Here is a 25,920-nt window from a genome sequence, read left to right as displayed (position 1 = left end):
AGGAAACGGCGCCGTGCACCCTGCATCTTCCTGGAACAGGACCACACCCGCAGCCCGTGAGGGCACCGCATGGGTGGAGTCGCCGCTACAGCTCCTGTCCGTCGTGGAGGCCCGCGCCGCGGGGCAGCTCTTCGAGAACGGGCAGATCCTGCTCCGCCCCGGTGTGCGGGGGCTCTCCGAGACCGCTGCGGAGCTCCGCCGTCTCCTTCCGGCGAGCGCCGCCCTCACCAGCCCGGCCAGGGAGCCCGAGCCGCCCGCCACGGCCAACGGGGTCTGGGCGCTCGGGGATGCATTCTCCGGTCAGGTGCAACGCGCCCTGCTGTCCGCCTCACGCTGTCGGATCGTCATCGTCGACGACGGACTGGCCACTTGGCGCCTTATCCGCCTGCTCAGCTCCCCGGTCCCCCGGCCCCTCCTCCGCGCCAGAGCCAGAGCGAACCCGCTCCGCTCCGCCCTGGGGCTCGCGGCCGTCCTGCGCCTGCGCCACGCGGCCCGCGAAGGCAGGCTTACCGTCTTCACGATGCTGCCGATCAGCCCCGACCTCGCCGAACAGGCAGATGCTTCCGGGGTACGCGTCGTCCGCCACGGTTTCGGGATGCTGCGTTCGCTGCCTGGCCACGCTCCTCCCCGGGAGAGCCGGATCGTTCTGGGCACGGCCCTGGTCGCGGACGGCCTGGTGCACCGGTCCATCTACCTGAGCTGGCTGGACACACAGGCGAAGACTGGTCCGCTCGCCTACTACCCGCACCGCAGAGAGGATTCGGAGGTGCTCAGCTTCCTGGACCAACATCCCCGTATTCGGGTGATCAGCTCTGGTGTCCCCGTGGAACTCTCCCTTCGCGGCCTGGGCCCGGAGCACACCGTCATGGCACCGCCCTCCACCGCCCTGGTGTCCCTGCGCACCCTGGCCAAGGGGGCTGACATCCGGGCTGTCGGACTGCCGGAGCACTGGTGGACCAGACGCGCCCGACCGGCGCTGCGCGCCGACCTGTCGGCCAGCGCGAACTTCAGGGCGGTGAACAGTGCGGCGAACTGAGGCGCCGGACAACAGGATCCGGGTCCTGGCCGTCGCGGACTCCGACTCGTACGTGAAGCTCTCTGCGGCCATGCTCGACGCATTTCCCGGCCAGGGATACACGGGCGGACTCGTAGTGGTTCGGTCCCCGATCGCTCCCTCCGAAACCCAGCTGCGGGCTGCCGTGGAGGGGACGGGGTGGGCCGGACGGCGGATCCCCGTGCTGACCGCGCTCCAGATCCGGGGGCTGGTCCGCAGGAACCGCCCCGACACGGTGATCCTCAACTGCACGGGCCCGGTCGTGGACGCCCTGGCACCTGTTCTGTCGGGGGCGGTGCGTGGACACCGACTCGTGCTGGTGACGGCGCTGCCGGGGATATCGGTTCCTGCGACGGAAAAAGCCTGGCTCTACCGCTTCCGGACAGACCTGTTCGTCGTGCACAGTCACCGGGAGGTCGCGGAGTTCGACTCTCTGCGGGAGAAGTGCGGTGCCACCGGCGAGGTCGCTCTGGCGACTCTGCCCTTCCTGCCCGGCGCCGCGGAACGGAGGAGCGCACCGGCGGCCGGTCGTGTGGTGTTCGCGGCCCAGGCCAAGGTCCCCGAGCAGCGAGTGGACCGGGAGGCGATCCTTCTGGCCCTGGCCGAACTGGCGGAACAACGTCCCGACCTGGATGTGGTGGTCAAGCTCCGGGGGCGGGAGAACGAGGCCCAGACCCACCGTGAGCGCTTCCACTACGAGGCTCTGTGGCGGGAGATGGCCGGGGAGGGACGGGTGCGGGACGGCGCGGTGCGGTTCGCCGCCGGCGCCATGGCGGAGCAACTGACCGGGGCTCGGGGTTTCGTCACGGTCAGCTCCACGGCGGCCTTGGAGGCCATCGCTCTGGAGGTCCCCATGGTTGTCCTCACCGACTTCGGTGTGGGGGCCGAGCAGATCAACCTGGTCTTCCAGGACAGCGGAGCCTTCGGCACCCTCGCCGATGTGCGGGCCGCGCGTTTCCACAACCCGGAGCGGCGCTGGTCCGAACGGAACTACTTCCACGACTCCACGGAGAACGACTGGTCGGAGCGCCTGGAAGGCCTGGTGCGGCGGGCGCGCCGGGGCGAGCTCGAAGCACGCCCCGGCCTTCCCGAGGGTCCTGATCAGCGACGTGCGCGCCGTAGGTCCCTGATCCGGCTGAGTGTCCCGGTGGCTGCTGCTCGAAGCGTTGGTGCCTTGTTCAGGAGGTTGCGGGCTTGGTGACGCAGCAGAGCCTGAACAAGGGGCTGCTGTTGAATGGGTACCCGGGCTCTTGGAGCTGACATGCCAAGAGCTTGAATCCGCTTTCGTTTGAAGTGCCTCAGCGGGTCTCCCTCGTAGTTCCGTATATAAGCCTCAGCCGATTCACGGAGATGAGGATAGATAGCTGCCTGCATGCAGTACGCGATGGCCCGAACGAGGGGTGCAAGTTCTTCCTGATATCTTTCGGGGCCGATGGACGGTGGAATGATCCGACCGTCATCCATGAGTCTGGGCATGGTGGTATCCGCGATGGTGAGGGGAATCCGGTTGTTGTTCTCGTAAGGCTTGAGTCGTTCCAGCAGTGTTTCTGTGCCGACTGTGGCGACTGGAATGTCGTAGATTGTGTTGGCGGTGCTCAGTGAAGTGGAGAAGCAACCTGCCACCAGCGCTGGAGGAGAGACCTCGTACCATGCCTCTACCGGAACCGCTCCCTCTAGGACCTTTAGCTCCACCCCAACGCGGTCGGCCGCGGCCTGCACAGCCGGGAGCGTTTGTGAAGCGTTCATCGGATGGGGTTTGAAGACGACACTGCGGTGACCAGCTTTGGCGCACGCTGTGACCGCTCGGGCGGTGAGATCGGTCTCCTCGCGCTCGGAGATCAGTTCGAGGGAGGCCAGGTACTGGCCGACGACCATCGCGGGTGCCGGTTCCCCCGCCCTGGCGGTCGGCACCACCTCTGCATATTTGGCAATCTCACTGATGACCGTGCGGAAAGCCTCTGCGGGGACCACCGCCGGGGCCACCCCGTATTCGCTGAGAACGAGCGGATCGACGCCGGGAACCAGGCCGAGGTGGATCAGTCGTTCGAAACGGGAACCATCCTCGCGCTTAAGGCGCCTCCGGCTGGGTCCGTGACTTGCCAGGCCATCAGAGTAGAGGGTGAGCCGTGCGTCATCGAAGAGCTGGATCAAGCCGCGAGCGGGCTGTCCCTGCAACGCTTCCACGACCAGTTCCGGCTCCTCCCCGCCCAGCCGGAGGTGGTTGTCGAGCAGCCTGCGGATTATGGGGATGTCGCTCTGGTGAGCCTGCCAGTGGGAGGGGTGCTGGGGCCAGATAAGATCGTTATAGGAAAGCACATCGTCGAATCGTCTCCGTATTGCTTCGAAGCCTGCGGCCGCACTCAATGACGTAACTGCCTCGGGGACATCGGAGTTGTCAACGGTGAGTAGGATTCGGCGTTCGTCGCCGAAGAGGCCGCTATCGACTGCGGCCGCCAGAGTTGCCGCGCCGAATATTCGGGATGATACGAAGATTTGTGTCATGGCTTGCCTCGGAAGAGCATGGGTCCGGGAAATTCAAATTTTGTCCGATGCGCAGGATGTGATTCAGGCGGTTAGGCTCATTTTTCCTGGGCCCAGAAGAGAGCGCAGCCGGCTCTCGCGCAAGCCGCCCATCTCACGCAGGGTGGGGTCGAGTATGTGGTGGGGGATTCTCCTCAGCAGGGATCGGCCCCGGACGGGCAACTGTTTTTGATCCTTGCGCCGAAGACGTTTCTTTCGGTCCAGGTGGTTGATCAATATTGAGCAGAAAGCGCGGGTTGCCTTGGGTAGGTAAAGATCGGCATCGCGATCATCCGCGATCTGGTTGAAGAGTCCCTCGAAGGCGTCGAAGAAGTGCATCTGCCGGTGGTCGCCCACTTGGGTTAGCGACCCGGGGACGTCGCGTCGATAGAAGAGCCCCACGATCGGAACCCGGGCGAAGGAGCCGGCTCTGAGGTGCAGCCGCCAGATCCAGGGTTGGTCCTCACAGGTCAGGAGGCGAGTGTCGAAGTCCAGGAGTCCCTCGTCGGCTAGGCGCCTGTCGAGGAGACCGGTTGAAGCATAGGGATAGTCGACCATGCTCCTTGTGAATGTCGGGAGGATGCCTGATCGAGGCGGCAGGGGCTGGTTGACCCTTCCTTCGGGCGCCTTGTGCAGAGTGCGGTTCTGGCCCGTCACTTGGACGTGATCGGTCCTGATGAAGTCCACTCCCAGGACTTGGATCGCCTCCACCGCTTTGGGCAGATAGCCCGGAGCGAGCCAGTCGTCTCCGTCGAGGAAGGTGACGTAGCGCCCGTCGGAAGCTGCGACTCCCTGGTTCCGCACCGAAGACAGACCGGTCGGGGCGCTGTTGTGGAGCATTCGTAGACCAGGGAGCTTCTTCCGAAAGCCGTCGACGATGTCGGGGGTGGCATCGGTGGAGCCGTCGTCGATGACCACGTATTCGAAGTCGGACCTGTGGTTTCGGGTCAGGCTGTTCAGGGTGTCGCCGATGTACGGAGCTACGTCCTTGGCGGGGATGATCACGGACAGGGAAGTCATACGGGCTCCACCGGGGGTGATGATGTGAACGCCAAGAGTGAGGGCTGCGGGTGTGGCGCGGCCCTCACACTTGGAGGTAGCGGGTCAGACGGTGGTGCGGCGCAGGCGGGTCCGGGGTTCCTCCTCACCGGGGAAGACGCGCTTGACCCCGTCCCCCAGGGCCTCCTGGATCACCCGGATGTCGCGGACCAGGTGGCTCAGACCGGACGGTTCGAGGGAGGCCGCGTGATCCGAGCCCCACATCGTGCGGTCCAGGGTGATGTGCCGCTCCACCGTGACCGCGCCCAGTGCGGCGGCCGCCACGGAGATCTGCAGACCCCGTTCGTGGCCGGAGTAGCCCACCGGAACCCGGTAGCGTTCGCGCAGGGTCTCGATGGTCCGCAGGTTCCCCTCCTCCGGCGGCATCGGGTAGGTGGAGGTGGAGTGCATGATGACCAACTGCCGGGCACCGAGGACGGTCACCGCGGTGTCGATCTCCTCCAGGGTCGACATGCCGGTCGACAGCAGTACCGGGCGGCCGGTGTCGGCCAGGGCCCGGAGCAGTTCGAGGTCGGTGATCGAGGCAGATGCCACTTTGTGCGCGGGGACGTCCATCTCCTCCAGGAACTCCACGGAGGGGACGTCCCACGGGGAGGCGAACCAGTCCAGGCCGAGCCCGGCGCAGTGTTTGGCGATCTCGGTGTACTCGTCCCGGCCGAACTCCACCCGGTGCTTGTAAGCCAGGTAGGTCATCTCACCCCAGGGGGTCTGGCGTATGCGCTTCTGCTGTTCCGGGGGGACGCAGATCTCCGGTGTGCGTTTCTGGAACTTCACCGCTTGGCATCCGGCCTCCGCGGCAACGTCGATCAGCTTCTTCGCGATCCCGATGTCACCGTTGTGGTTGATGCCGATCTCACCGATGACGTAGACCGGTTGTCCTGGGCCGAGCCGGTGTTCCCCGATCGTGACCGGGGTGATCTCGGTCCGCAGGTGCGGGGGAGCGGTGGTGCGTTCGACGACAGAGGTCATCGGGTTCCTTCCCGGGTCTTGAGTACACGTTCACAGAGTTCGCGGACCGCGCCGTCGCCGCCCCGGCGGGTCAGGACCACGCGCGCGGCGGCCAGGACATCCGGGTGCGAGTCGGGGACGGCCACTGGCCAACCGACCAGGGACAGACAGCCCAGGTCGTTGACGTCGTTGCCCACGTAGGCCACGCGGGCGGGATCGAGGTCCTCCTCATCCAGCCATGTGGCCAGGGCGGCCCGTTTGTCGGACAGGCCGTGCAGGACGGGAACCTTGAGTTTGTCGGCCCGGGCACAAACCACCGGGTTCTCCTCGGTCGACAGTACGAGCAGGCGTACGCCCGCCTCGCGCAGGAGCTTGACGCCCATGCCGTCGGAGCGGCTCACGGTCACCGACTCCGCGCCGTTCTCGCTGACGGTGGCCCGGTCGTCGGTGTGCACCCCGTCGAAGTCGGTGACGACGGCGTCCACGTCGATGGGAAACCGCTCGGGGTCTGCAACCGCGGCCAAGGCCCGTACCACGTGCAGGTCGTCGGGTGCGTCCACCTCGAACCCGTGCAGAGGTGAAACCTCCTGGACCGCGATCCGGCCGAAGAAGCGGTGGCGGTGGGTGCGCAGGCCCTCGGTGCGCATCGCGTAGAAAGCGCCCGTCTCCTGGAACTGCGGCTCCCGGTCCTGGCGGCGGTGGCGGTGGGTGTGCCCGTGGTTCACCCCCCGGGCGCCTGCCGGGGTCGCGCGCCACAGGAAGGCGTGTGTCTCGACTGCGGCGAACACACTGTCCGCGGAACTGTCGAGGATTCTCCGAACGGCCGAGTCCAGGTCGTCCGGGCTGATGAAGGGGCTGGTGCACTGCACGAACACGAGCACGTCCGGCGCTGAGCCGTCGGCTTGCTCCAGGGCATCGACCACCTGGAGGAGGACTGCTTCGGAGGAGACGGTGTCCCCGCCCAGGTCGGCGGGGCGCTCCAGTACTCGTGCGCCTGCGTCGGCGGCGGCTCGGGCGATTGCGCCATGGTCGGTGGACACTACGGTCTCGGTCACGGTCTGGGCGGCCTCGCTGGCGCGGATCGCGCGGGTGACGAGAGGTACGCCGCCGACGGGCGCCACGTTCTTGAGGGGGATGCCCTTGGAACCACCACGTGCGGGGATCACGGCCGTCACTCGCAAGAGCACTCCAAAATTGATTGCCCTGGGTTGTTGGAAAGTCACTCCAGATAGTAATGACTGGTCGATGGGGTGACTAAGAGGCGCGACCGCCATCTTGCTTCTTGTGGGACGGAGTGCGACCAGGGTTATGCGTGCCTGCGTGATCACTCTCCGTGTGTAGCCTGGGGGTGTCCACCCCGAAAGCCAAGGAGACGGCTTCGTGTCCCTCACGCCCCCATGGAGTCGGCCCGGTGCTCGGACCGGCCCGATTACGGTCCTCGCGGTGGCCGACTCCACCGAGCGGGTCGGGCTCTGCGCCGCGATGCTCGACCGGCTCTCCGGCCCGGGGAACGCCGTGGGGATGACCGTCGTCCGCTCCGAGAGCACACCCCCTCCGGCCCGGGTCCGCGACGCGACCGAGGGCACCGGGCAGGCGGGCCTGCGGGTCCCGGCCCTCTCCCCGCGCCAGGTCCGCAGACTCGTCTGGCGCCGCCGCCCCGACACCGTCGTGCTCAACTGCGCCGGCCCGGTCGTGGAGGCCCTGTCCTGGTCGCTGCGCTCGGTGGTCCGCCGCTACCGGCCCCTGGTGGTCTCCGCGCTGCAACCGCTCGCCGTGCCCGCGGTCGAGGGGGAGTGGCTGCACCGTTCACGGGTCGATCTGCTCGTGGCGTACAGCCACCGCGAGGTCGCCGAGTACACGACCCTGGGCGAGAAACTCGGGATGAGGGGGGAGGTGGGACTGGCCAGCCTGCCCCTGGGACACCGGGACCCCGCTGAGGCGGTCAGGCGGGACCGGGTGGTGTACGCGGCCCGCCCCGGGGTCCCGCACACCGAGCGGGGCCGTCAGAACGCGCTCCTCGCCCTGGCGACCCTGGCCGGGAACCGCCCCGACCTGGAGGTGGTCGTGCACCTGGAGCAGGGGGCGGGCGGCGGCCCCCACCTGGAGGCCTGGCGCTCCCTGGTCGCCTCCGGGCGGGTCGACGGGCGCGCGCTGCTCTTCCGGTCCGGGCGCCTGTCCGCGCAGTTGGACCGGGCCCGCGGCCTCGTCGCGGTGGGTTCGGCGGCCGTGCTGGAGGCCCTAGCGCGCAGGGTGCCCTCCCTCGTCCTCACGGACTTCGGCGTGGGCGCCGCGCAGGGCAACGCCGTCTTCGAGGACAGCGGCCTGTTCGGCACCCTGGCCGACGTGCGGGCCACCCGCTTCCGGCGCCCCAGCCGGGAGTGGGGAGAGCGCAACCACTTCCACCCGCCCGGACACGACGACTGGGTGGAACGCCTGCACGACCTCCTCGAACGCGGCCGCCGGGGCGAACTCTCCTGAACGCCGGGACGGGTTCTGCTGTCCGCGGAGGGGCGGGGCGGCCTCGGTCAGGGTGAACCCGCCCTCGGGGGCGTTGCCGGCGGCCTCCGGGAGCCGCACGCGGGGTCCGGTACGACAAAGGCGCCGCACGGCGAACACCGCCGCGCGGCGCCCCTGGTCAGGGCGGAGCGGGGATCAGCCCTTCAGGCTGATCGGGGTGCCGCCGTCCTCGAACATGTCGTCGCTGACCTCGATGCGGTCGACCTCGGCGTCGGCCGGGATGTCGAAGACCACGGTGAAGTCCCCGCTCTGGGCCGGGTTGAGCTCCCCGAGCATGGGGCCCTCGTCCAACGCGATGGTCGCGTCGGAGTCGTGGCCGAACTCGCGCCCCTCGGCGTCGTACAGCTTCTGGGCGGTGTTCTCGAAGTAGGTCGGCTCGTTGCCGGTGTTCTCCACCGTGACGGACACGGCGACGTACTGGCCCTCCGCCGTGTAGGTGTCCAGGGCGCCGCTGGCCTCGGTGAGGCCGTCCTCGACCCCTGTGACGGTGAAGGCCAGGCCGCCGACCTCGACGCGGTCGCCGATGCCGGCCAGGTCCTCGTCCGCCCCTTCGTCGGCTGCCTCGTCGTTCCCGCCGCCGTCGCCGGAGTCGGCGGACGTGCTGTCCTCGGTCGCGCCGTCCTCGTCACCGGAGCCCAGGGCCAGGGCTCCCACCACGATGAGGACGAGCAGAATCAGGCCGCTGCACCCGAGGCATCCGAAGAGGAGGGCGGGGGACTTCTTCTTCGGGGGCTGGGGCGCGTCTCCGGGGTACTGGGGGTGAGTCATGGTGACCCTTTTCTTCTCGACTGGTGCTGTCCTGCGCCGGGGGCGGAAACCGGCGCGGTAAGCGGGGTTCGGTCCGGGAGACTCGGGCGGACGGGGACCGGAGTTCCAGGTGACCGGTCCATCATGCCTCTTCCGAAAGAATGGCTGATACCGCTTTTCTGAAGGAATGAGGAGGATCTTCAAAAATATGCAGGATCCCTCGCGGACGCTGTGGGAGGGGGATGGGTTGCCATGGTTCTGTGTCTTTTCAGGCGCCACGAAGTACCAGCTCAAGTGCCCTTCGCTCGCCTGGTTCACCTGCTGGCCGATTGTGGACGTGTTGTTTTCCGTCCGCCTCTTCGTTTCTTTGGGTGATGGCCTGGTTCCCGGGGGTTTATTGTTCGCCAACATCCGCTGTGCGGAAACCGGGTACGAAAAGGGCGCCCCGCGGTGGAACCACCGCGCGGCGCCCGGGGACGCGTCTCGGATTCAGGAGACGGGGCCGGCCGGCGGCCTCCTCCTCGGCGGCCCGCTGCCCCGGGTCCGGGAGGAAGCGGCCCAGCGCCCAGTGCACCAGCATCGCGCTGAGCAGACCGACCAGCCACCCGTAGTCGGACAGCGGGGCCAGCGGCGGGACGAGCCCATCGGTCGGGAAGGGACCCTCGCCCTCGGGCGAGTTCGATCCGCCCACGGCCAGCAGCGCACCTGTCCCGAAGGCGGCCAGGGCGCGCCAGTTCCAGCCGCCGGAGTACCAGTACTCGGAGCCGCGCCGCGCAGCAGGGCGGGCAGGTTGGCGCCGCGCAGACCGAAGGAGGACCGGGCGAACACGGGGAACGGAATGCCGTACCTGGCGCCCGCATGGCCGGTCAGCACCATCGGCAACAGCACGATGAGGTTGCCCAGGACGATGGTGACCATGGGGCCGACGACCAGGTTCTCCGTCCGGTCCAGGACGCGGCTGTGGATCACGAAGGGCTCCTGCCAGAGCACCACCGAATCGAAGGTCCAGCCGTGCGTGAACCGTTTCTTAACAGTGTGCGGGAGTGCCCTGTGGTGCTCTCCCGGTACTGCGCGCGTCCCGAACGGTGTTGGACGCGCTGGTCCCCCGCGTTCTCTTTCCCTCGGCCCGGGCACGCGCATCGTGTGCGCGCTCCGAGGCCGGGCGGCGGGTTCCCTCACGCCCGGGGGCTTGCGGTGGGGCCTGGGCGGTCCGAGGCCCGCACCCATCGCCCCGGTGGGTGCGGGGCGGTGCCGTCCGACGCCGGACCGCGTGCCCCTGGGCGCGCCGCCCGACCGCGATGCTGGCCGCATCGTGCCGGGACGTCTTGCGTTTGCTGCTGGATCAGCGAGAACTTCGGAGGCGGGCACGCATGCCGGAGGGCCGCCGGGAGGGGTGTCCCGACGGCCCCGACCGGGGTTCGCCCCCTGCACCGACCGGACCGGGGAGGGGGTCGCTCCGGGGCGGGTGGCGGGGGAGGTCAGGATCAGCCGGTGATGTCGATCTCGACCTCGTTGCCGCCGTAGGTCTCCGCGCTCAGACCGATGTGGGAGAGCTCGGCGGGGTCGTCCACGTCGAAGACGATCGCCGTGCTCACGGTGCCCTCCTCCGGCACGAGCACACTCATCTCGGTGTTGTCGTAGGCACCGGTGGCCTCGTAGTCCTCCTCGATCTGGGCGCCGGACTCCGTGTACAGGTGCTGTTCGTCGCGCCAGAACAGCGGGAAGAGGGAGTCGTCCGTTCCGATCTCCAGGTGCACGACGACGTACTCACCGGTCGCCTGCCAGTCCTCGACCTCGGACAGGCCGGTCTCGACCTCGGTCACGGTGAAGAGCAGGCCGTCGTGCGCGACCTCCTCGCCGAGGCCGGGCATGTCCGAGTCGGACCGGTCGGCGCTGCCACCGGTGCCCTCATCCTCGGCCTCCGCGAAGACGAAGAAGAGCAGCAGGACCAGGACGACACCGATGACGAAGATTCCGCCGCATCCGAGGCTCACCCACAGCCAGGGGGAGGTCCCCTTCCCGGGCGCGGGCTGGCCGTAGGGGGCGCCGTACTGGCCGCCGTAAGGATTGCCGCCCTGGGGCGGACCGTACTGGCCTCCGTAGGGGTCACCGCCGTGGGGCGGACCACCGTACTGGCCTCCGTAGGGGTCACCGCCGTGGGGCGGACCACCGTACTGGCCTGCGTAGGGGTCACCGCCCTGGGGCGGACCGCCGTAGGGGCCGCCGGGCGGCGGCGGACCTCCGGGAGCGGGAGGGCCCATCGGCGGGTGGCCCCCTCCTGGAGGGGCCCACCCGGGAGGGGGAGGGCCCATCGGCGGCTGGCCTCCTGTCGGAGGCGTCCCCGGCGGAGGGCCTTGGTAGGGGTCGTGCGGAGGCTGATTCATGCGGCCCTTGGCTTTCTTCCACGGTTTCTGCTGAGGACGGGAGCGTGTGACCGGGCCGTAGGAACGGCTGAACTCTGCGCCCGTCAGTGCGGGCGTCCGGGATCGCCCGAGGTCAGGTGGCTTTCGGCGCCAGTTCTTCCGACCCCGTCGAGGGGCCGTCGGTTCCGGGGGGAGCACTGCCTAATGTGGGTGTATGGCACGACTGCTCATCGTTCACCACACTGTCTCCCCCGCCACACAGGAACTCCTGGAAGCGGTGCTCGACGGTGCCCGTACCGACGATATCGAAGGGGTCGAGGTACGGGCCAGGGCGGCCCTGGTCGCAACCGCCGCGGACCTGCTGGAAGCCGACGCGGTGGTACTGGGGACCCCGGTCAACATCGGCTACATGTCCGGTGCCCTGAAGCACTTCTTCGACACGGTGTACTACCCCGTCCAGACCGACACGCAGGGGCTCCCGTACTCGCTCTACGTGCACGGGGACAACGACACCTCGGGTGCGGTACGCGCGGTGGAGTCGATCACCAAGGGCATGGGGTGGAGCCGGCACCGGCCTCCGGTCGCCGTCACCGGCCGTCCCGGAACGGACGCCAGGCAGGACTGCTGGGAACTGGGCGCGGTCACCGCCCTGGCGGCCCTGGAGCGTTCGGAACACACGGAACAGGGGTGAGGGCCGTCCGCGCGGCCGTTGCCCGCCCCACACCGGGCAGGCCCCGGTCCGGTCACCCGGGGTTCGGTCGCCCGGGAACGCCCGGACGAAAAGCATCCGTTTCCGGCAAGGGGCGGCAAGTCTGTGTCAAGGGTTGTCATCCGGGGCGATGCGGGCGGCGTGGCGTGCGCGCCGTCCACTCGGCCGGGGTGAGGATGGGCGTCGGGCCGCGGGGGAGCCGACGAAGGTGACCCGCTCCCCCTGCGGGCCCGCCCCCGGCCGAAACCACCGCGTGGCCGCCCACTGGCCCAAGATCCCAGGTCGCGCGGTGTCTGACACCGATGGCGCCCGTACCCCGGTACGGGTGTCATCGGTGTGCCCGGGGCACGTGCTCCCCGGCGCTAGTAACCCCGCCAGGCCTGGCGGTCCTGGTGGTAGCCGATGATCCGCGGATGCATCAGCGTGGAGGGGCGGACATCGCCCTCCTGCCGGTCCTTCGGGAACACCAGAGCCGCCGACAGCAGGTCATCGTCCAGAAAGCGCAGCTCGGGGGCATCGTCCGGCAGCGTCAGTTCCGGTGCCCGACCCGATTCCCGCTCGGAGGCCCCCAGATAGAAACCCCAGTTGCCGAAGGTCGGGACGTCCACGTTGTACGGGGTGACCGCGATCCCGGCCTCCTCCAGCGAGTGGCTCACGCTCCAGTAGGCGTCCGGGGCGAAGAACGGTGAACCGGCCTGCACCACCACCCGCCCGTCGGGGTTCAGGGCCTGTTCCAACAGCGCGTAGAACTCGATGGTGTACAGCTTCGAGGTGCCCACGTCGGTGCCGTCCGGAAGGTCCGCGATGACCACGTCGAAGTTGTCCGGGTTGTCGCGCAGCCACTGGAACGCGTCCGTGTTGACGACGTCCACCCGCGGGTCCTGGAAGGAGTCGTTGTTGAGCTCGCGGAGCACCGGATGGGTGGAGGCCAGCTCGATCACGGCCGGGTCCAGGTCCACGAGGGTCACCGAGTCGACGTCGTCGTAACGCAGCAGCTCCCGGATGGCCAGGCCGTCCCCGCCGCCCAGGACCAGGACGTCCTCGCGCGGGCCGTCCATCGCCGGGTGGATGAGCGACTCGTGGTACCGGTACTCGTCCAGCGTGGAGAACTGGAGGGACCCGTTGAGGAACATGCGCACGTCCCGGCCGTCCAGGGACTGCGTGAGCACGATCTCCTGGTACTCGCTGCGTTCCGCGTACGCGATCGGGTCCCGGTACATGGCCTGCCGGGCGTCCACCTCGAAGTGCTCGGCGAAGTAGTAGGCCAGCCCCAGCACGACGACGATGAACGTCAGTCCCGCGCTCAACCCCACGTAGGCGAGCCTGGTCAGATCCGTGCGGAACAGCCACAGCACCACCGCGACACCGATGACCGCGTTCAGCAGACCCACCATCAGGGCGCCCTTGGGCAGACCCAGCAGCGGCAGCAGCAGGAACGGGAAGGCCAGCCCGCCGATCAGACCGCCCACGTAGTCGGCGGCGAACAGGTCCGCGACCGCCTCGGAGGCCTCCTGCTTGCGGATGCGCTGGATGAGCGTCATCAGCAGCGGGATCTCGATGCCGATGAGGGTGCCGATGACGAACGCCAGCAGCACCAGCGTGGGCTGGTAGGCGTTCACGGACAACCAGGCGAAGGACCCGTACAGCAGCAGGACCGACAGGCCGCCGACCAACGACAGCAGGCCTTCCACCACGGCGAACGACAGCGCGGGACGGGCCTGGTACCGCTTGGACAGCAGCGAGCCCACACCCATGGCGAACACCATGACCGACAGGACCACGGAGGCCTGCGTGATGGTGTCGCCGAGCAGGTAGCTGCCGATCGCCACCAGGGCCAGCTCGTACACCAGGCCGCAGGCGGCGCAGATGAACACCGCCAACAGGATGAAGAACCGGGCCGCGCGCGCGGGCACCGGGAGTCGGGGCCGCGAGTGGGCCGTGGTCTCGGTCAAGGTACTGCTTTCTCGAGGAAGTGCGGGTCCGGTCGGCCGGAGCAGCCCGCCGGGAGCCGGTCCGGAAGCCGGGCCGCCCGGGGACGGACGTCCCGAGCAGCGGCCCCGGACCCTAGGAGATGGCGGCGGCCACGACCAGAGCGATCGACAGGTGCGCGGTCGCGCTGACCCAGGTCGCCGGGTGCCACTCGGCGTTGCTGACGATGTGGCTGATCTTCGTGGGGGTCAGCAGGTCGATCAGCAGGAACGACAGGGCCATCACCACCAGGCCGATGAGCCCGAAGACCGCGGTGGAGACCAGTCCGGGGACCAGGCCCAGCTCGGAGTAGCTGGACATGATCGCTGAGACGACCACGACCGCGGCTCCGAGAGTGTTCGCGGAGACCAGCAGGATCGCGTTCGGGTTGCGGTCCTCCCAGATCAGCTGGTGCAGCTTGCCCGGGGTGAGCAGGTCGGTGATCAGGTAGCCGAGCAGCATGACGACTGTGCCGACCACGCCGTAACCCAGGGCGGAAAGGGAGCTGCTGAGGATCTCGTTCATGGCCTCGTCCGTGTCGGGATTGTTGGTGCGTCGGTGGGTGTGGACTGCGGAAACGAGTCCGTCCCCCGACACGGCAGACTACTTGCCCTGCTTGCCCTACTTGCCGAAGCCCGACCCGCCGCCGCGGTTGTTGCTTCCGCTGCCGTTGCTGTTGGAGCCGCCGCCTCCGCCGCCGAAGAAGAAGAATCCGCCGCCGCCACCGCTGTTGTTGTTGCCGTTGCGGTTGTTGCAGTCGTCGGTCGGTGTCGGGCTGGGGGTGCTGCGGTATGAGGAGTTGGTGGAGTTCGAAGGGGTGGCGGTCGCACTGGCACGGGGCTCGCAGTCAGCGCTGTTGTTGCCGTTCGAACACGCCGAGAGAAGGAGCAGCACGGTGACGGCGCCGCCGACCGCGGCGATCCTGTGTCGTGGAGCGTGTGCTTCGGGGGCTTTGCTCTTGGCCATGTCGGCCTCCTCAGGAAGTCAGGGTTGTGGTCGTCGTCACCAGTTCGTTGCTCTGCGGGTAGGCGTGCCAGGTATGCCAGCGCAGGGAGGCCCCGCTGCCAGAGGTCAGGTGCAGCGCGGTGATCGCCAGCGGATCACCGGGGAAGGCGACGAGCAGCCCGCCGGGGGAGTCGGAGGTCGCGTCATGGACCTCCGCGACCCGGAGGGCCAGTTCGCGGCGAGACAACGACTCGACGACGGAGTCGAAGCGGTAGTCGCCCACCCCAGGCAGAGGGAGCCCGGCACAGCCGGGAAGCCCGCCGGGAACCCCCGGCAGGCAGGCGACCGTCTCCACCAGCTCCCCGCCGTCGGACGCAGACCGCAGGACGACCTGGTGTGAGGCCCCGAGTACCCGGAGTTCGACCCCGAACCCCGGGACCTCGACGGTCCGGGCGGCCAGGGATTCGACCAACGGGTGGTTCAGGGTCCAGACCAGGTCGTCGGCCTTGGTGTCGACGAAGGGGGCGCTGATGCTCGCACGCATAACGGGATCAGCTCCCGGGGAAGATCGTGAAGGTACCCGCGGCGATCTTGGTGCCGGTGCTGACCTCCCAGCTGCCGTGGTCGAAACGCTCGAAGGCGAGCAGCTGACCGTCCGCGGACTCGTAGTCCGCGTAGTCCATGCCGCCCTGGGCCTTGAGGCCGGTGGTTCCTTCCGAGCGGTAGGAACCGGAGCCCTTCTCCTCCAGCTTGTAGGTGACGCCCTCGAGCTCGATGGTCTTGCCCTGGGGGACCATGGTCAGGTCCGGACGGCCGGTCCACAGGGCCAGCTCGAGGTCCGGGTCCTCATCGACCGAGAGCCAGCGCTTGCCGCCCTCGACCTCCAGGAAGTGCTCGGACCAGACGTAGCCGCCCTCGGACAGACGCAGGGTGCCGCGGATCCAGGTCCGCTCGGTGCCCCAGTCGATCATGTCCCCCGCCTTGATGTTGCGGGGGTCACCGGCGGTGTCCATGGTGGAGGACGCGGCGAAGGGGTCCTGTGGCGGCGGGGGCGGGGCGTCCTGCTTCGGGTTCTGGGTGCGGGAGCGCTGCTTGTAGATCAGGACTCCGATCACGATCCCGACGATGAGAAGCAGTAGCAGCAGGAGTTCGATCACCAGTGTTCCTCGTTTCGTGGTGAAGCACGTTGTCTGTATTCCGGGGCCGGGCGATCCTACTGTTCTGTCTGACGCCGGTTCGGGGGCTCTGGTTCCTGTCCTGGCCGGATCAGGTCAGGTCAGAACGGTGCAGGTGGGAACCTTTCCCAGCGGCGGGCTGTTGAAGCCACCCGCTCTCTTCGGGTGAGGCCATCCACTCTTTTCGGGCCTTTCGGACTTTTCGGGCCTGCACCTCCTCCCAGCCTAGGCGGTTGCCGGGACCGGGAACGGTCTGTGCGGCGACGGCCTGGCAGGTCGGGAAACGGTCCGGAAGCGGAGCGGGGGCAAGGCTGGTGGAGCGGGTGCCGGGCTGGTGGAGCGGAGGCAGGCGCGGGGGACGTAGCGGGAACCCCGCCGCGGTTCGCGCTGACGGCGCGAGCCCCGGCGGGGCATCGAGTGTTCGGGTGGCTGTGGTGGTCGCTGGGGTGCGGGCGGTGCCGGGAGCGGTCGGTCAGGCCTGGGTGTCCCCGGTTTCCAGCGGCAGGGAGTCGTCCCCTCCCCACCGGCTCCACGAGCCCGGGTACAGACGGGTGTTGGTGAAGCCCGCGTGTTCCAGGGCGAGGAGGTCGTGGCAGGCGGTCACCCCCGAACCGCAGTAGGCGGTGACCGTGTGCGCGGACTCCGCGCCGAGGGCTGCGAAACGCTCCCGCAGGACGTCGGGGGCGGCGAGCAGACCGTCCGCGGTCAGGTTCGCGGGCCACTCGGCGCTGCGGGCACCGGGGATGTGCCCGGCCCGGGCGTCGACGGGCGCAGGCTGCTCACCGGTGAAACGCCCGTGGACGCGGGCGTCCAACAGGAGCCGGTCCGGAGCGGCCAGCTCCTTCTGGAGGGCCTCGGTGTCCACCAGGCGGTCGGCGGGCCAGGGGAGCGCGGTGCGGTGCACCGGGACGGCCGTGGCCTCCCCCTCCTCCAACTCACCGGTCCAGGTCTGGAGTCCGCCGTCGAGAAAGGCCGCGGAGGTGCCGAGAGTTCGGAGTATCCATACCAGGCGCGCGGCCACGGAACCGTTCGCGTCGTCGTAGACGACCACGCGGGAGTGGTCGCCGATGCCGAGGCGGCCCAGGGCGCGGGCGAGGTCGGCGGCGGCCGGGAGGGGATGGCGTCCGCCCTCCGGGCTGGCCGGCGCGGCGAGGTCGGCGTCCACGTCGGCGTGCACGGCGCCGGGAATGTGGCCGCTCAGGTAGGCCGCACGGCCGGATCGGCCGTCCAGGTACCAACGGGAGTCGACGAGAACGACCTCGTCGATGTGCTCACGGAGCCAGGCGGCCGAAACGGCCACCGGCAGGGACAGCGTCTGATCGGACATGGCGACAGCCTAGTGACTGCGGAACCGGAGGGTCTCTGTGCCTCGACCCTCAGTGGTGGTTCGACCGGCAGGTCAGGCCCCGGTGGCCTGGGCTTCGCGGTCCAGGCGGTGGACATGCAGGATCCACCACAGACCGAGGGCAGGCAGTACCAGTGGAATGAACAGGTATCCGCTACCGAAACCGGACCACACGGTGTCGTCCGGGAACACCCCGGACGCGAACACGCTCAGCGCGCCCACCACGAGCACTCCGGCCATCTCCACGGACACCGAGACCAGGGCCACCACCCGAGAGGTGCGCCCCGCACGGGCCAGACCGACGGCGGCGACCAGGTAGACCACCCCGGCGAGCACGGACAGGCCGTACGCCGCAGGGGCCTCCTCGAAACGCGTCACCAGTTGGTAGCTCCCGCGCGCGGTCGCGGCGAGAGCGAACACCGCGTACACCGCGACCAGCACTCTTCCGGGGCCGGTGCGCAGAGTCCGGTCGGCGACGGGCCCGGTTTCCGGTGCCTCAGACAACAGGGCTCCACAACTGCTCGATACGGACCATCAGCACCGGAAGGATCAGACAGGCGAAGGCGATCACGGCCGGTCCCCACTTGGTGCGCTCCATGAAACCCCACACGGCACAGGCGGGGGGCAGCAGTACCACGGTCGCGAGATAGGACACGAACATGACCATCTCGTCAGGGCGTTCGCCGCCGACCATGGTCACCACGGTCGCACCGACCTGCCCAAGCACCAGCAGCCACAGGACACCCACGCCGATCAGGTGCGGGACCAACATGGGCTGGTCGCGGAAGGTCGAGATGAGGCACCACACGGCCATCGCCAACGACACCATCTGAATGGCCATGGTCAGCCAGTCGACCACGCTTCCTCCACTCGCACACCACGCGTGTCCGCCCATGTCAGCGGACCGAACCAAACTACGACAGACTGTAGTACCCCGGATGTACTGCCTCGTACTCAGCCTGTACGGGGGTGTGGGTTACGGGAGTGGGTGGGGGTTCGGGTGGGTTGGGGCTTGGGGCAGTGTTCAAGACTCGCTGCGGCGGAGGGGGCTGCCCGGGTGCGGGTTCGGGCGGGTTGCGGTGGGGGTTCAGGACACCCCCTGGGGTGGCTTGGGCCCGGTGTTCGTCCGGCCGGGCCCTGTGGGGGCTGGGGTAAGGCGTACTCGGAGGCCGCTACGCACCTCGCGGGACGTGCGGTCGGGTTCTACGTCTGGTTCCGGAAAAGGGTGAGGCCAGTAGCCCGCCAACCCCCTGGACTGCTGACGTGTTCCAGGGATACGTGTCCCCACCACTGGCGAAAACCCCCTGTGGTCGGGCGCCGCCCACCGCTCTCCGGCCAATCCCCACCACTACAGGCGAGAGAGCACCTGCACGTTCTGTGACCCCCTGGGTCTGAGGGGGTTTGCACCGCACGCCCTACGACAGCGCATGGTGAGGGCCTGAACCCCCTGGGTGCGGGAGCCTGACAAACGCGGCAATCCCCTGGGGGTGCAGGGGCGCCCCCCGGGGTGCTGTCGGTTGGAAGGTGCACGCTGAGGGTGCCGGTCCTACCGCTCGATGGTCAGCTGGCCGGACACATCGACGGTCTCCGTGCCGGGCAGCGAACCGTCACCCCCGCTGTCGGGGCTGTCCAGTCCCTTCACGGCCCGCTCCGCCTCCCGCCGGGCGCACGCCCGGATGAGCTGGGCGTAGGACTCGCCGGTCATGGACTTGATCGAGGTGACGCCCGACCCCACGTAGTGCCGGGCCGCGAGCAGACCCGCGCTGGTGCCCTTCCCCCACTGGCCGTCGACCCCGTAGGGCTCCAGGTGCTCACCGAAACCGGCGGCCACGATCAGCCTCTGGACGGCCTTGACCCCCTCGGAGGGGGTGGGGATGCCGTCGCCTTCCTTGAGTCCGAGCAAGTCGAGTCCTTCCGTGACGGCCCCGGGGGGCTGCGTGAATGTTCCGTCCTGAACGAGCTGGTAGGCCCTGTCACCGGGGCAGGAGGTGGAGATGAAGTCGCGGTGCCCCAGCACGGCCCCGGCGATGGAGGTGTCGGGCTCCATCAGCCACTGCCGCAGCATCCGGACCGCGTTGATCTGTTCGGGGGTGATGGCGTCGGTCGGACCGGTCGCCAGGGTGCAGGAGTAGTGCGATGAGTTCCCTCCCGGCTGCGCCGCCTGGGTGCGGTACAGCCCGCGCCCCTCGATGACGTACCCGTGCGGGCAGGCCATGAAGGAGTTCCCGGTGAAGTACACCGTCCCCCGCCGCCGGGCCAGCCAGGTGCCGTTCGGTGTGGTGGGGCACCAGATGTGCCCGCCGTAGGGTTCCTCGCGGAGGGTCAGGCCGTCCTGGTCGCGGTTGATCGGGAGGAGGGAGCGGTGGTCGGGTGCCACGGCCCAGCCGTGTTCGTCGTGGTGCAGGTGCGCGGCCCGTCCGGCCAGCACGGCGGCGAACTGGAGGGCCTCGGCCGAGGCCCGGTCCGGGACGCTCCCCTCCGGTGCGGCGGTCCTGAGCAGCAGGTCCAGCTGTTCCCGGGTCAGGGCGCGGAGGAACGCGTGGCGGGGGACCCCTTCCGTGAGGTGCTCTCGCAGGCGGGGGCTCGGCTTCGCCCTGCTGGCCCATGCTCTGGCTACTTCTTCGACCAGGGTGTGGGACCACTTGGGTTCGTCTGCCAGGTGGTCGCAGGGGGCGGCGGCCCTGATCAGGTCCCGGGCGGTGAGTGTTTCCGTGGTCGCCCAGTGCTCCCCGGGCTGAGGGTGTTCGGCGTCGTGCCTGGTGCGGGGGGCGCGTTCCACGGGCCAGCGGTGGTGCGGGGTGGTCAGGGAGGAGTGTGAGCGGCCCTGCATGCGGACGAGGGTGCGTTCGGTGGCCGGGAAGACGTTGACGGCCTGGACCGGCTGCCACTGGGAGGTCCCGGTCGTGTGGTCGAGGGTGAGCGCGGTGTCGCCCGCGCGGACCTGCCGGAACGAGCGCCAGCCGTTCTCGGTGAGGATCTCCGTCTCCTCGTCCACGCAGTACCCGATGTCCGTCCAGCCCCGGGAGGGGCCGGTGTGGAAGTTGCGGGTGTTGCGCCAGTAGGTGAGGCAGGCGGAGTGGTCCTTGCCGGAGAGCCCCTGGTTCACGCTGTCGTAGTGGATGACGAGACCGGAGCGGGGGTTGGCTCGGGAGGCGGGGGAGGTGCCCCAGCCCAGATCGGACCTGGATACGTATTTGCTCGGTCGAGGCATACACCTATTGTCCCCAGCGAAGACTTCTCTATGTGGTGAACCCGTGACAACGGGCTATATGAGTCGAAAGTGATTAATGTTCTGTGGATGCTGCGGTCCTCTCCGGGGCGCGGGTACGCCGGAAAGCGCCCGGGTGTGCGTGGCGGTGCGGGTGTGTTCCGAACCGGATGCGCCACGATGGGAGGCCCGACCCCGCCCCTCGGAGGTGACCGGTGCGCTCCGCCCATGTCGTCAGTGTCGTCCGTACGGCCGAACAGGCCCTCATGAGCCGACTGCCCGAAGGCGCGCTCATGCGTCGCGCCGCCACGGGCCTGGCCGTCCACTGCTCCCGCATGCTGCCCCGCGTCTACGGGTCGAGGGTCACACTGCTGGTCGGCGGCGGTGACAACGGTGGCGACGCGCTCTTCGCGGGGGCGGACCTGGCCGCCCGCGGTGCGTTCGTGCGCGCTGTGCTCGCCGGGAGCCGCACCCACCCGGGCGGTCTGGCGGCCCTGCGTGCGGCGGGTGGCCGGGTGGTCGGGGGCGGGGACGCCGCGTTCCCCGAGTCCCTCGGCGTTCCGCTCCCGGAGGAGGTGGAGACGGCGTTGTTCGACACGGACCTCGTCGTCGACGGCCTCCTCGGCATCGGTGGCCGCGGCGGGCTGCGCGAACCCTTCGCCGCACTCGCCTCCCTCGCCTCGAACTCTCCTGCCCCGGTGCTGGCGGTCGACCTGCCGAGCGGGGTGGACGCCGACACCGGGGAGGTGGCCGGGCACGCGGTGCGCGCGGACGCCACGGTCACCTTCGGTACCTACAAGCCCGGCCTGTTCGTCGATCCGGGTGCGGAGCGGGCGGGCCGGGTGCACCTCGTCGACATCGGTCTGGCTCCGGAGCTGCCCGGTGCCGACCTGGTCTGTCCACAGGCTGTGGACGTCGCCCGCCTCCTCCCGTCCCCCGCGGCTGAGGACGACAAGTACCGTCGGGGCGTGCTGGCCGTGCGCGCCGGGTCCGACCAGTACCGGGGCGCCGCGGTCCTGTGCGTGGGAGGTGCCCTGCGCACGGGGGTGGGCATGGTCCGCTACGGGGGCGGTGAGGACGTCCTCGCGCAGGTGATCGCGCGCTGGCCCGAGACGGTGGGGCTGAACCTGGACCCGCTGAACAGTACCGACCTGGGGCCGGGCCGGGTCTCGGCGGCGGTGGTCGGTTCCGGCCGGGGCACCGGCCCCGCCAACGCCGGGGAGCTGCGGGCGGTGCTGGAGAGCGAGTGCCCGGTACTGCTCGACGCGGACGCGCTCACCCTGCTGGCGGGTAGCGCCTCCCTCGCCGAGCTGGTGCGTCGGCGCACGGCGCACACCCTGCTCACCCCGCACGCCGGGGAGCTGTCCCGGCTGCTGCCGGACGCCGACCGGGCCGAGATCGAGGCACGCAGGCTCGAACACGCCACCAGGGCGGCGTCGCTCTACGGGGCGACCGTGCTGCTGAAGGGGTCCACGACGGTGATCGCGCACCCCGGCGCCCCGGCAGCGGTCAACCCGACGGGTACACCGCTGCTGGCGACGGCGGGTTCGGGGGACGTGCTCTCGGGCGCTGCGGGGGCTCTGCTGGCCTCCGGGCTGCCGGCCTGGGAGGCCGCGATGTGCGCCGCCTACCTGCACGGGCGTGCGGCGGAGCTGGCGAGGGACGGTGCGCCGATCAGCGCCTCGGACCTGGTGGAGGCACTGCCTCTCGCGGCGGTCGAGGTGCGGCATGCCGCGACCGAGGTCTCCTTCCCGGGTGCCTGACACGCCCCGGGTTTCTCTTCGCAGGAAGGGCCGGAGCAGCCCAGGAGACACCCGCGGGTGCCCGGGACGTGACCTGGGCCGCCTAGACGAGTCTTTCCGAAAGACTTGAGCGCACGCAGAGAGGGTGTCCATGATCGTTTGTGACGACGAACCTGGACACCCTCGTAACCGCACTCTACGTAGAAATCGACGACGACCGCGCCAACGCCAGACTTCCCGGACGGCCACCCAAACTCAGTCACTCCGAGTTGCTGTGCGTGGCCCTCATGCAAGCCATGCTCGACTTCCACTCCGAAGCGCGCTGGCTGCGCTACGCCAACGCGCACTACCGCCACATGTTCCCCTTCATCCCTCAAGGACCCGGCTACAACAAACGACTCAGAGCCGCCCTACCGCAGATCAAACGCCTCATCCGCCTCCTGGGAACCGACACCGACTTCTGGTACGACACGGTGTGGATCGCCGATTCCACCCCGGTGCCGTGCGGGATGTCGCGCCCCACGGTCAAGCGCTCCGAACCCGCGGGCTGGGCCAGCTACGGCTACTGCGCGTCACACTCACGTTTTTCTGGGGGCTGCGGTCGTAGCCCCTCGGGCATGCCGATCCTGTGGTCTGTGGCCGATGCCAAGATCGGTGAGCGCCAGGTGCTGGCAGCGATGTTGGAAGTGGACGCCGATCTGGTGGTCGACCGGCAGGGGTTGTTGCTGATCACCGACAAGGGTTTCGCCTCCAAGCCCTTCGAGCGCTCACTGTCCGAACAGGGCATCACCCTGTTGCGGCCCTCGCGTAAGAGGGAGGTTGTGCGGCCGGGAGAGCCGATGCTGAAGAAGGTCCGCCAGCTCATCGAGTCGGTGAATGACACGCTCAAGGGCCAGCTTGACCTGGAACAACATGGTGGTCGCACGGTCGAGGGCGTGGGTGTGCGGGTGGCCCAGCGGGTGCTGGCGCTCTCTGCCGCGATCTGGCACAACTTCCAGACGGGGCAGGCGGTCAGCCGCTCGCTGACCGCCTACGACCACTGAACGTGTTCGGAAAGACTCGTCTAGGAGCGCAGAATCTCTCCGGCGCCGAACGCCCGGGAACACACCACATCCCGCTCCTGGGCGCCCCCGCCTCCGACTCCGCCCTGCACCGCACCCTGGCCGCCATCGACGACACCCTCCTGGAGACGCTCAACAAGGCCAGAGCCAGGGCCCGCCGCCACGTGTGGAATCTGCTTGCCCTGCGCCTTGGAGGGTTCTCCAGCCTCACGGTCGCGGGAAGACGCTCACCGGATGGATCGTGCTGGACGCCGACGCCACCATCATCACCGCCTCCTCCAACAAGGAAGGCGCCGCACCCACCTTCAAGCGCACCTTCGGCTTCCACCCCTCGCGGCATGGTGCGCCAACACCTCCGGGTGCCTGGCCATGCGACTGCGGCCCGGCAACGCCGGATCCAGCACCGTCGATGACCACATCCGTGTCCTGGATGCCGCGCTCGCCCAGATCCCTGGAGCCTCACGAGCAGAGACCCTGGTTCGCATCGACGGGGCCGGCGTCACCCACGACCTCCTCCACTACTTGGAAGGGCTGAACACCGCCCGGCGTACCGTGTGCTACACCGTCGGATGGGCCATCACCACCGCCGACGAGGAAACGATCGCGGCCCTGCCCCAGAGCGCCTGGCCGGCTGCTCTGAACCAGGACGCGAGCGCGGACCCCGAGTACCAGGTCGCCGAGCTGGGCGGCCTCAACACCCGTACTGGTTGGCCACAAGGGCTGCGGCTGATCGTGCGACGGGTGCGCCCCTCGGGGCGGCACGCCAAAACCCTGCACCGCCACCGGCATCAACCGTGTGTGGCATCGGCGGGTCTCATCACGCACAGTGGTTGGACGCGCTGCACCGCCACCACGCGGTGGTCGAGGACCGGGTGCGGTGCGACAAGGCCATGGGTCTGGCTAACCTTCCCTCGCAACGATGGGAAGTCAACCGCGGCTGGATGGTGGCGGCTAACACCGCCCATGACCTGGACGCGTGGCTGCGGCTGCTCACCCTGCACGACCAGGAGGCGCTGGAGGTGGCCGAGCCGGTCACCATGTGCTACCGCTTCTACCACCTGACCGCGAGGCTGACTCGGCACCTGGCCATCGACCGTTCCTGGCCCTGGGCTGAGGTGTTCACGACGGTCTGGCAGCGGTTGGCAGCCCTGCCCTTGCTCAGATGATGCGGTCGATACCCCGACGAGCAGCAGGAAGGAGGAGAGCAGCTTTCTCCGGGACAGTGGAGCCCGGCGCGGCCCACAGCGACCGGCGCGGCCCACAGCGACACGCGAAGGCCCCGCGCTCACATCTGTGAGACAAACCGGGACGAACCCGAAACGCTCCTCAAGCAACCCTCACCACTGAAGAATCGAGGCTGGTACTGATCTTTGATTATTTGGTTGACGGGAAGGGTGAGGATTCCAAACCGACCGAATCGATGAACCCCCGCAGCAGGTCGGTGCGTTTGCGCACCAGACGCAGATGAGCGTTGATCACCTGCTCCAGCTCCTCCAGGCTCCGGAACAGACGGCTTCTGAGCACCCGTTTCAGGTGCGACCACAGCGTCTCCACCGGGTTCAGCTCGGGCGCGTAGCGGGGCAGGGACACCACCTGTATCCAGTCCCGTTCGGCGAGGTGGGCGGTCATCTTCTTGCCGGAATGGGAGGAGTGGTTGTTCCAGATCAGCACCACCGGTCCCCGCAGAGCCCGGTGCAGCCGATCCAACAGGGCGGGCAGCACCGCGACGGTGATCGCAGAGCACTGCACGGTGTGGAACAGCTTCACCTCTCCGGTGGCGGGGTGCACGCACAGCCGCCCGACGGTGTTGGCCCGTCCCCGTCGGCCACGACGCGCGGCCACCAGCGGGGTGCGCCCCCGTCGGCCCCAGGTGCGGCGGGTGGACGGGGACGTGCTCGTGCCGCACTCATCAGCGAAGACGATCCACGCACCGCGGGTCTGAGCGTGCTCTTTTGGTCCGGGGCCACACCTGGGTGCGCCACCGGTCGACCTCTTCCTCGTCGCGTTCGGCGGCACGGGTAGTGGGCACCTGGTGGGAGAATCCCATCCGTTTCAGCAAGCGCCACACCCCGGAGGGATCGGCTTGGGAGAGGCCGAAGCGTTCGCTGATGGGGTGGTTGATCCGGTCCAAAGTCCAGGACTGGTCGAGCCAGCCATACTCGGTGGGGCTGGAGTCCAGCAGGGCTGCCAGGGCGCGTTCCTGCTCGTGGTCCAGGAGGGGTCCGGCGCCGCGGGGGCGTGCGGCCAGCGCGGCGGGACCCTCGCCCTTGAAGGCGGTGTGCCATTTGTGGACGGCTTGTCTGCTCACGCCGAGCAGGCGGGCGATCGCGGCTTGGGACAGCTCGCCCTGGTCGAACAGCTCCGCGGCGACCAGGCGTCGTTTCTCGTACTCGGCAGGGGTGCGGGGAGAGGAGAGGGGAAGCTCCATGGCCTGGATCTTCCCAGCTCCCCCGGACGTCAACCCAAACATCATAAATCAGTAACGAAGTAAGAATGTCGTACCGGTGCTGAACCGTGACCTTCATCTCCGGGTTGAAAAAGGCTCAGTGTCCAAACTAT

25 protein-coding genes and 1 pseudogene are annotated in these 25,920 nt (G+C 68.9%); 7 read left to right on the top strand and 19 right to left on the bottom strand.

The window, feature by feature from the left end:
* The first annotated feature begins 13 nt into the window (after positions 1–13).
* Both IE195_RS00395 and IE195_RS00390 read left to right on the top strand, forming a co-directional pair.
* Positions 14–1,036, top strand: coding sequence for a hypothetical protein (locus IE195_RS00395; protein ID WP_191266542.1), 1,023 nt, complete (start codon positions 14–16; stop codon positions 1,034–1,036).
* The gene (locus IE195_RS00390; protein WP_191266540.1) at positions 1,023–2,255 is read left to right on the top strand and encodes a DUF6716 putative glycosyltransferase; all 1,233 of its coding nucleotides are present in this window, start codon (positions 1,023–1,025) and stop codon (positions 2,253–2,255) included. The genes IE195_RS00395 and IE195_RS00390 overlap by 14 nt, the downstream gene beginning before the upstream one ends.
* Here the strand turns inward: IE195_RS00390 and IE195_RS00385 are convergent.
* From IE195_RS00385 to IE195_RS00370, 4 genes are all read right to left on the bottom strand, one after another.
* A complete protein-coding gene (locus tag IE195_RS00385) occupies positions 2,156–3,556 on the bottom strand; it encodes a polysialyltransferase family glycosyltransferase (protein WP_191266536.1) in 1,401 nt (466 codons plus the stop codon). The genes IE195_RS00390 and IE195_RS00385 overlap by 100 nt on opposite strands.
* Positions 3,557–3,619: 63 nt before the next feature.
* Entirely contained in the window at positions 3,620–4,594 is a 975-nt protein-coding gene (locus IE195_RS00380; protein WP_191266534.1) for a glycosyltransferase family 2 protein, read from the bottom strand.
* 84 nt (positions 4,595–4,678) lie between these two features.
* Positions 4,679–5,602: an N-acetylneuraminate synthase family protein gene (locus IE195_RS00375; RefSeq protein WP_191266532.1), complete on the bottom strand. Its 924-nt coding sequence runs from the start codon at positions 5,600–5,602 to the stop codon at positions 4,679–4,681.
* The gene (locus IE195_RS00370) at positions 5,599–6,747 is read right to left on the bottom strand and encodes an acylneuraminate cytidylyltransferase (RefSeq protein ID WP_229826040.1); all 1,149 of its coding nucleotides are present in this window, start codon (positions 6,745–6,747) and stop codon (positions 5,599–5,601) included. The genes IE195_RS00375 and IE195_RS00370 overlap by 4 nt, the downstream gene beginning before the upstream one ends.
* 277 nt (positions 6,748–7,024) lie before the next feature.
* On the opposite strand from IE195_RS00370, the gene IE195_RS00365 reads away from it, so the two are divergent.
* Entirely contained in the window at positions 7,025–8,059 is a 1,035-nt protein-coding gene (locus IE195_RS00365) for a DUF6716 putative glycosyltransferase (RefSeq protein ID WP_229826039.1), read from the top strand.
* A 174-nt stretch (positions 8,060–8,233) separates the two neighbouring features.
* Here the strand turns inward: IE195_RS00365 and IE195_RS00360 are convergent, their stop codons facing one another.
* The 4 genes and pseudogenes from IE195_RS00360 to IE195_RS00350 form a co-directional block, all read right to left on the bottom strand.
* The gene (locus tag IE195_RS00360) at positions 8,234–8,866 is read right to left on the bottom strand and encodes a DUF4352 domain-containing protein (RefSeq protein ID WP_191266525.1); all 633 of its coding nucleotides are present in this window, start codon (positions 8,864–8,866) and stop codon (positions 8,234–8,236) included.
* 373 nt (positions 8,867–9,239) lie between these two features.
* Positions 9,240–9,569, bottom strand: a complete 330-nt coding sequence (locus IE195_RS26645) for a hypothetical protein (protein ID WP_373295627.1) — start codon at positions 9,567–9,569, stop codon at positions 9,240–9,242.
* Between the two features lie 41 nt (positions 9,570–9,610).
* Positions 9,611–9,865: pseudogene (locus IE195_RS26640) on the bottom strand (cytosine permease); the annotation flags it as partial.
* Between the two features lie 464 nt (positions 9,866–10,329).
* Positions 10,330–11,106 carry a DUF4352 domain-containing protein gene (locus IE195_RS00350; protein WP_225942543.1) on the bottom strand — a complete coding sequence of 259 codons (777 nt, stop codon included), beginning with the start codon at positions 11,104–11,106 and terminating at the stop codon, positions 10,330–10,332.
* Between the two features lie 316 nt (positions 11,107–11,422).
* Here IE195_RS00350 and IE195_RS00345 point away from each other — a divergent pair, with 316 nt between their 5' ends.
* A complete protein-coding gene (locus IE195_RS00345) occupies positions 11,423–11,899 on the top strand; it encodes a flavodoxin family protein (RefSeq protein WP_191266521.1) in 477 nt (158 codons plus the stop codon).
* A gap of 380 nt (positions 11,900–12,279) precedes the next feature.
* On the opposite strand, the gene IE195_RS00340 is transcribed toward IE195_RS00345, so the two are convergent.
* From IE195_RS00340 to IE195_RS00300, 9 genes are all read right to left on the bottom strand, one after another.
* Positions 12,280–13,869 (bottom strand): polyamine aminopropyltransferase, encoded by a 1,590-nt coding sequence (locus IE195_RS00340; RefSeq protein WP_191266519.1) that lies wholly within the window; start codon positions 13,867–13,869, stop codon positions 12,280–12,282.
* A 112-nt stretch (positions 13,870–13,981) separates the two neighbouring features.
* Complete coding sequence (locus tag IE195_RS00335) at positions 13,982–14,410, bottom strand: DUF350 domain-containing protein (protein ID WP_191266507.1); 429 nt, start codon at positions 14,408–14,410, stop codon at positions 13,982–13,984.
* 96 nt (positions 14,411–14,506) lie between these two features.
* A complete protein-coding gene (locus tag IE195_RS00330) occupies positions 14,507–14,851 on the bottom strand; it encodes a hypothetical protein (RefSeq protein ID WP_191266502.1) in 345 nt (114 codons plus the stop codon).
* A gap of 10 nt (positions 14,852–14,861) precedes the next feature.
* Complete coding sequence (locus IE195_RS00325) at positions 14,862–15,374, bottom strand: DUF2617 family protein (RefSeq protein WP_191266499.1); 513 nt, start codon at positions 15,372–15,374, stop codon at positions 14,862–14,864.
* 7 nt (positions 15,375–15,381) lie between these two features.
* A complete protein-coding gene (locus tag IE195_RS00320; protein WP_191266494.1) occupies positions 15,382–15,987 on the bottom strand; it encodes a DUF4178 domain-containing protein in 606 nt (201 codons plus the stop codon).
* A 490-nt stretch (positions 15,988–16,477) separates the two neighbouring features.
* A complete protein-coding gene (locus IE195_RS00315) occupies positions 16,478–17,332 on the bottom strand; it encodes a sulfurtransferase (RefSeq protein WP_191266491.1) in 855 nt (284 codons plus the stop codon).
* A 72-nt stretch (positions 17,333–17,404) separates the two neighbouring features.
* Entirely contained in the window at positions 17,405–17,854 is a 450-nt protein-coding gene (locus tag IE195_RS00310) for a hypothetical protein (RefSeq protein WP_191266488.1), read from the bottom strand.
* Entirely contained in the window at positions 17,847–18,209 is a 363-nt protein-coding gene (locus tag IE195_RS00305) for a hypothetical protein (protein WP_191266484.1), read from the bottom strand. The genes IE195_RS00310 and IE195_RS00305 overlap by 8 nt, the downstream gene beginning before the upstream one ends.
* 687 nt (positions 18,210–18,896) lie before the next feature.
* Complete coding sequence (locus tag IE195_RS00300; protein WP_191266481.1) at positions 18,897–20,561, bottom strand: N-acetylmuramoyl-L-alanine amidase; 1,665 nt, start codon at positions 20,559–20,561, stop codon at positions 18,897–18,899.
* A 212-nt stretch (positions 20,562–20,773) separates the two neighbouring features.
* Between IE195_RS00300 and IE195_RS00295 the strand changes: the two genes are divergently transcribed.
* The 3 genes from IE195_RS00295 (at position 20,774) to IE195_RS26420 (ending at position 24,527) form a co-directional block, all read left to right on the top strand.
* Positions 20,774–22,321 carry an NAD(P)H-hydrate dehydratase gene (locus tag IE195_RS00295; RefSeq protein WP_191266478.1) on the top strand — a complete coding sequence of 516 codons (1,548 nt, stop codon included), beginning with the start codon at positions 20,774–20,776 and terminating at the stop codon, positions 22,319–22,321.
* A 140-nt stretch (positions 22,322–22,461) separates the two neighbouring features.
* On the top strand, positions 22,462–23,343 hold the full coding sequence (locus tag IE195_RS00290; protein WP_191266476.1) for an IS982 family transposase: 882 nt from the start codon (positions 22,462–22,464) through the stop codon (positions 23,341–23,343).
* Between the two features lie 848 nt (positions 23,344–24,191).
* The gene (locus tag IE195_RS26420) at positions 24,192–24,527 is read left to right on the top strand and encodes a transposase (RefSeq protein WP_264081842.1); all 336 of its coding nucleotides are present in this window, start codon (positions 24,192–24,194) and stop codon (positions 24,525–24,527) included.
* Positions 24,528–24,735: 208 nt separating this feature from the next.
* On the opposite strand, the gene IE195_RS00280 is transcribed toward IE195_RS26420, so the two are convergent.
* Positions 24,736–25,377 carry an IS630 family transposase gene (locus IE195_RS00280; RefSeq protein ID WP_191266473.1) on the bottom strand — a complete coding sequence of 214 codons (642 nt, stop codon included), beginning with the start codon at positions 25,375–25,377 and terminating at the stop codon, positions 24,736–24,738.
* A complete protein-coding gene (locus IE195_RS00275) occupies positions 25,271–25,789 on the bottom strand; it encodes a winged helix-turn-helix domain-containing protein (RefSeq protein WP_191266471.1) in 519 nt (172 codons plus the stop codon). The genes IE195_RS00280 and IE195_RS00275 overlap by 107 nt, the downstream gene beginning before the upstream one ends.
* Between the last annotated feature and the right edge of the window lie 131 nt (positions 25,790–25,920).

The sequence above is a fragment of the Nocardiopsis terrae genome, assembly GCF_014651695.1.
Classification (GTDB): Bacteria; Actinomycetota; Actinomycetes; order Streptosporangiales; family Streptosporangiaceae; genus Nocardiopsis; species Nocardiopsis terrae.
The sequence above is the reverse complement of the archived record's forward strand: the minus strand, read 5'-3'. Positions and strand labels throughout refer to the sequence as shown.

What these genes read in the sequence shown, in the direction of transcription:
- IE195_RS00350 (WP_225942543.1), bottom strand. Translation starts at nt 11,106, where the DNA reads ATGGGCCCTCCCGCTCCCGGAGGTCCGCCGCCGCCCGGCGGCCCCTAC.
- IE195_RS00315 (WP_191266491.1), bottom strand. Translation starts at nt 17,332, where the DNA reads ATGTCCGATCAGACGCTGTCCCTGCCGGTGGCCGTTTCGGCCGCCTGG.
- IE195_RS00345 (WP_191266521.1), top strand. Translation starts at nt 11,423, where the DNA reads ATGGCACGACTGCTCATCGTTCACCACACTGTCTCCCCCGCCACACAG.
- IE195_RS00375 (WP_191266532.1), bottom strand. Translation starts at nt 5,602, where the DNA reads ATGACCTCTGTCGTCGAACGCACCACCGCTCCCCCGCACCTGCGGACC.
- IE195_RS00385 (WP_191266536.1), bottom strand. Translation starts at nt 3,556, where the DNA reads ATGACACAAATCTTCGTATCATCCCGAATATTCGGCGCGGCAACTCTG.
- IE195_RS00275 (WP_191266471.1), bottom strand. Translation starts at nt 25,789, where the DNA reads ATGGAGCTTCCCCTCTCCTCTCCCCGCACCCCTGCCGAGTACGAGAAA.
- IE195_RS00380 (WP_191266534.1), bottom strand. Translation starts at nt 4,594, where the DNA reads ATGACTTCCCTGTCCGTGATCATCCCCGCCAAGGACGTAGCTCCGTAC.
- IE195_RS00300 (WP_191266481.1), bottom strand. Translation starts at nt 20,561, where the DNA reads ATGCCTCGACCGAGCAAATACGTATCCAGGTCCGATCTGGGCTGGGGC.
- IE195_RS00360 (WP_191266525.1), bottom strand. Translation starts at nt 8,866, where the DNA reads ATGACTCACCCCCAGTACCCCGGAGACGCGCCCCAGCCCCCGAAGAAG.
- IE195_RS00330 (WP_191266502.1), bottom strand. Translation starts at nt 14,851, where the DNA reads ATGGCCAAGAGCAAAGCCCCCGAAGCACACGCTCCACGACACAGGATC.
- IE195_RS00325 (WP_191266499.1), bottom strand. Translation starts at nt 15,374, where the DNA reads ATGCGTGCGAGCATCAGCGCCCCCTTCGTCGACACCAAGGCCGACGAC.
- IE195_RS00335 (WP_191266507.1), bottom strand. Translation starts at nt 14,410, where the DNA reads ATGAACGAGATCCTCAGCAGCTCCCTTTCCGCCCTGGGTTACGGCGTG.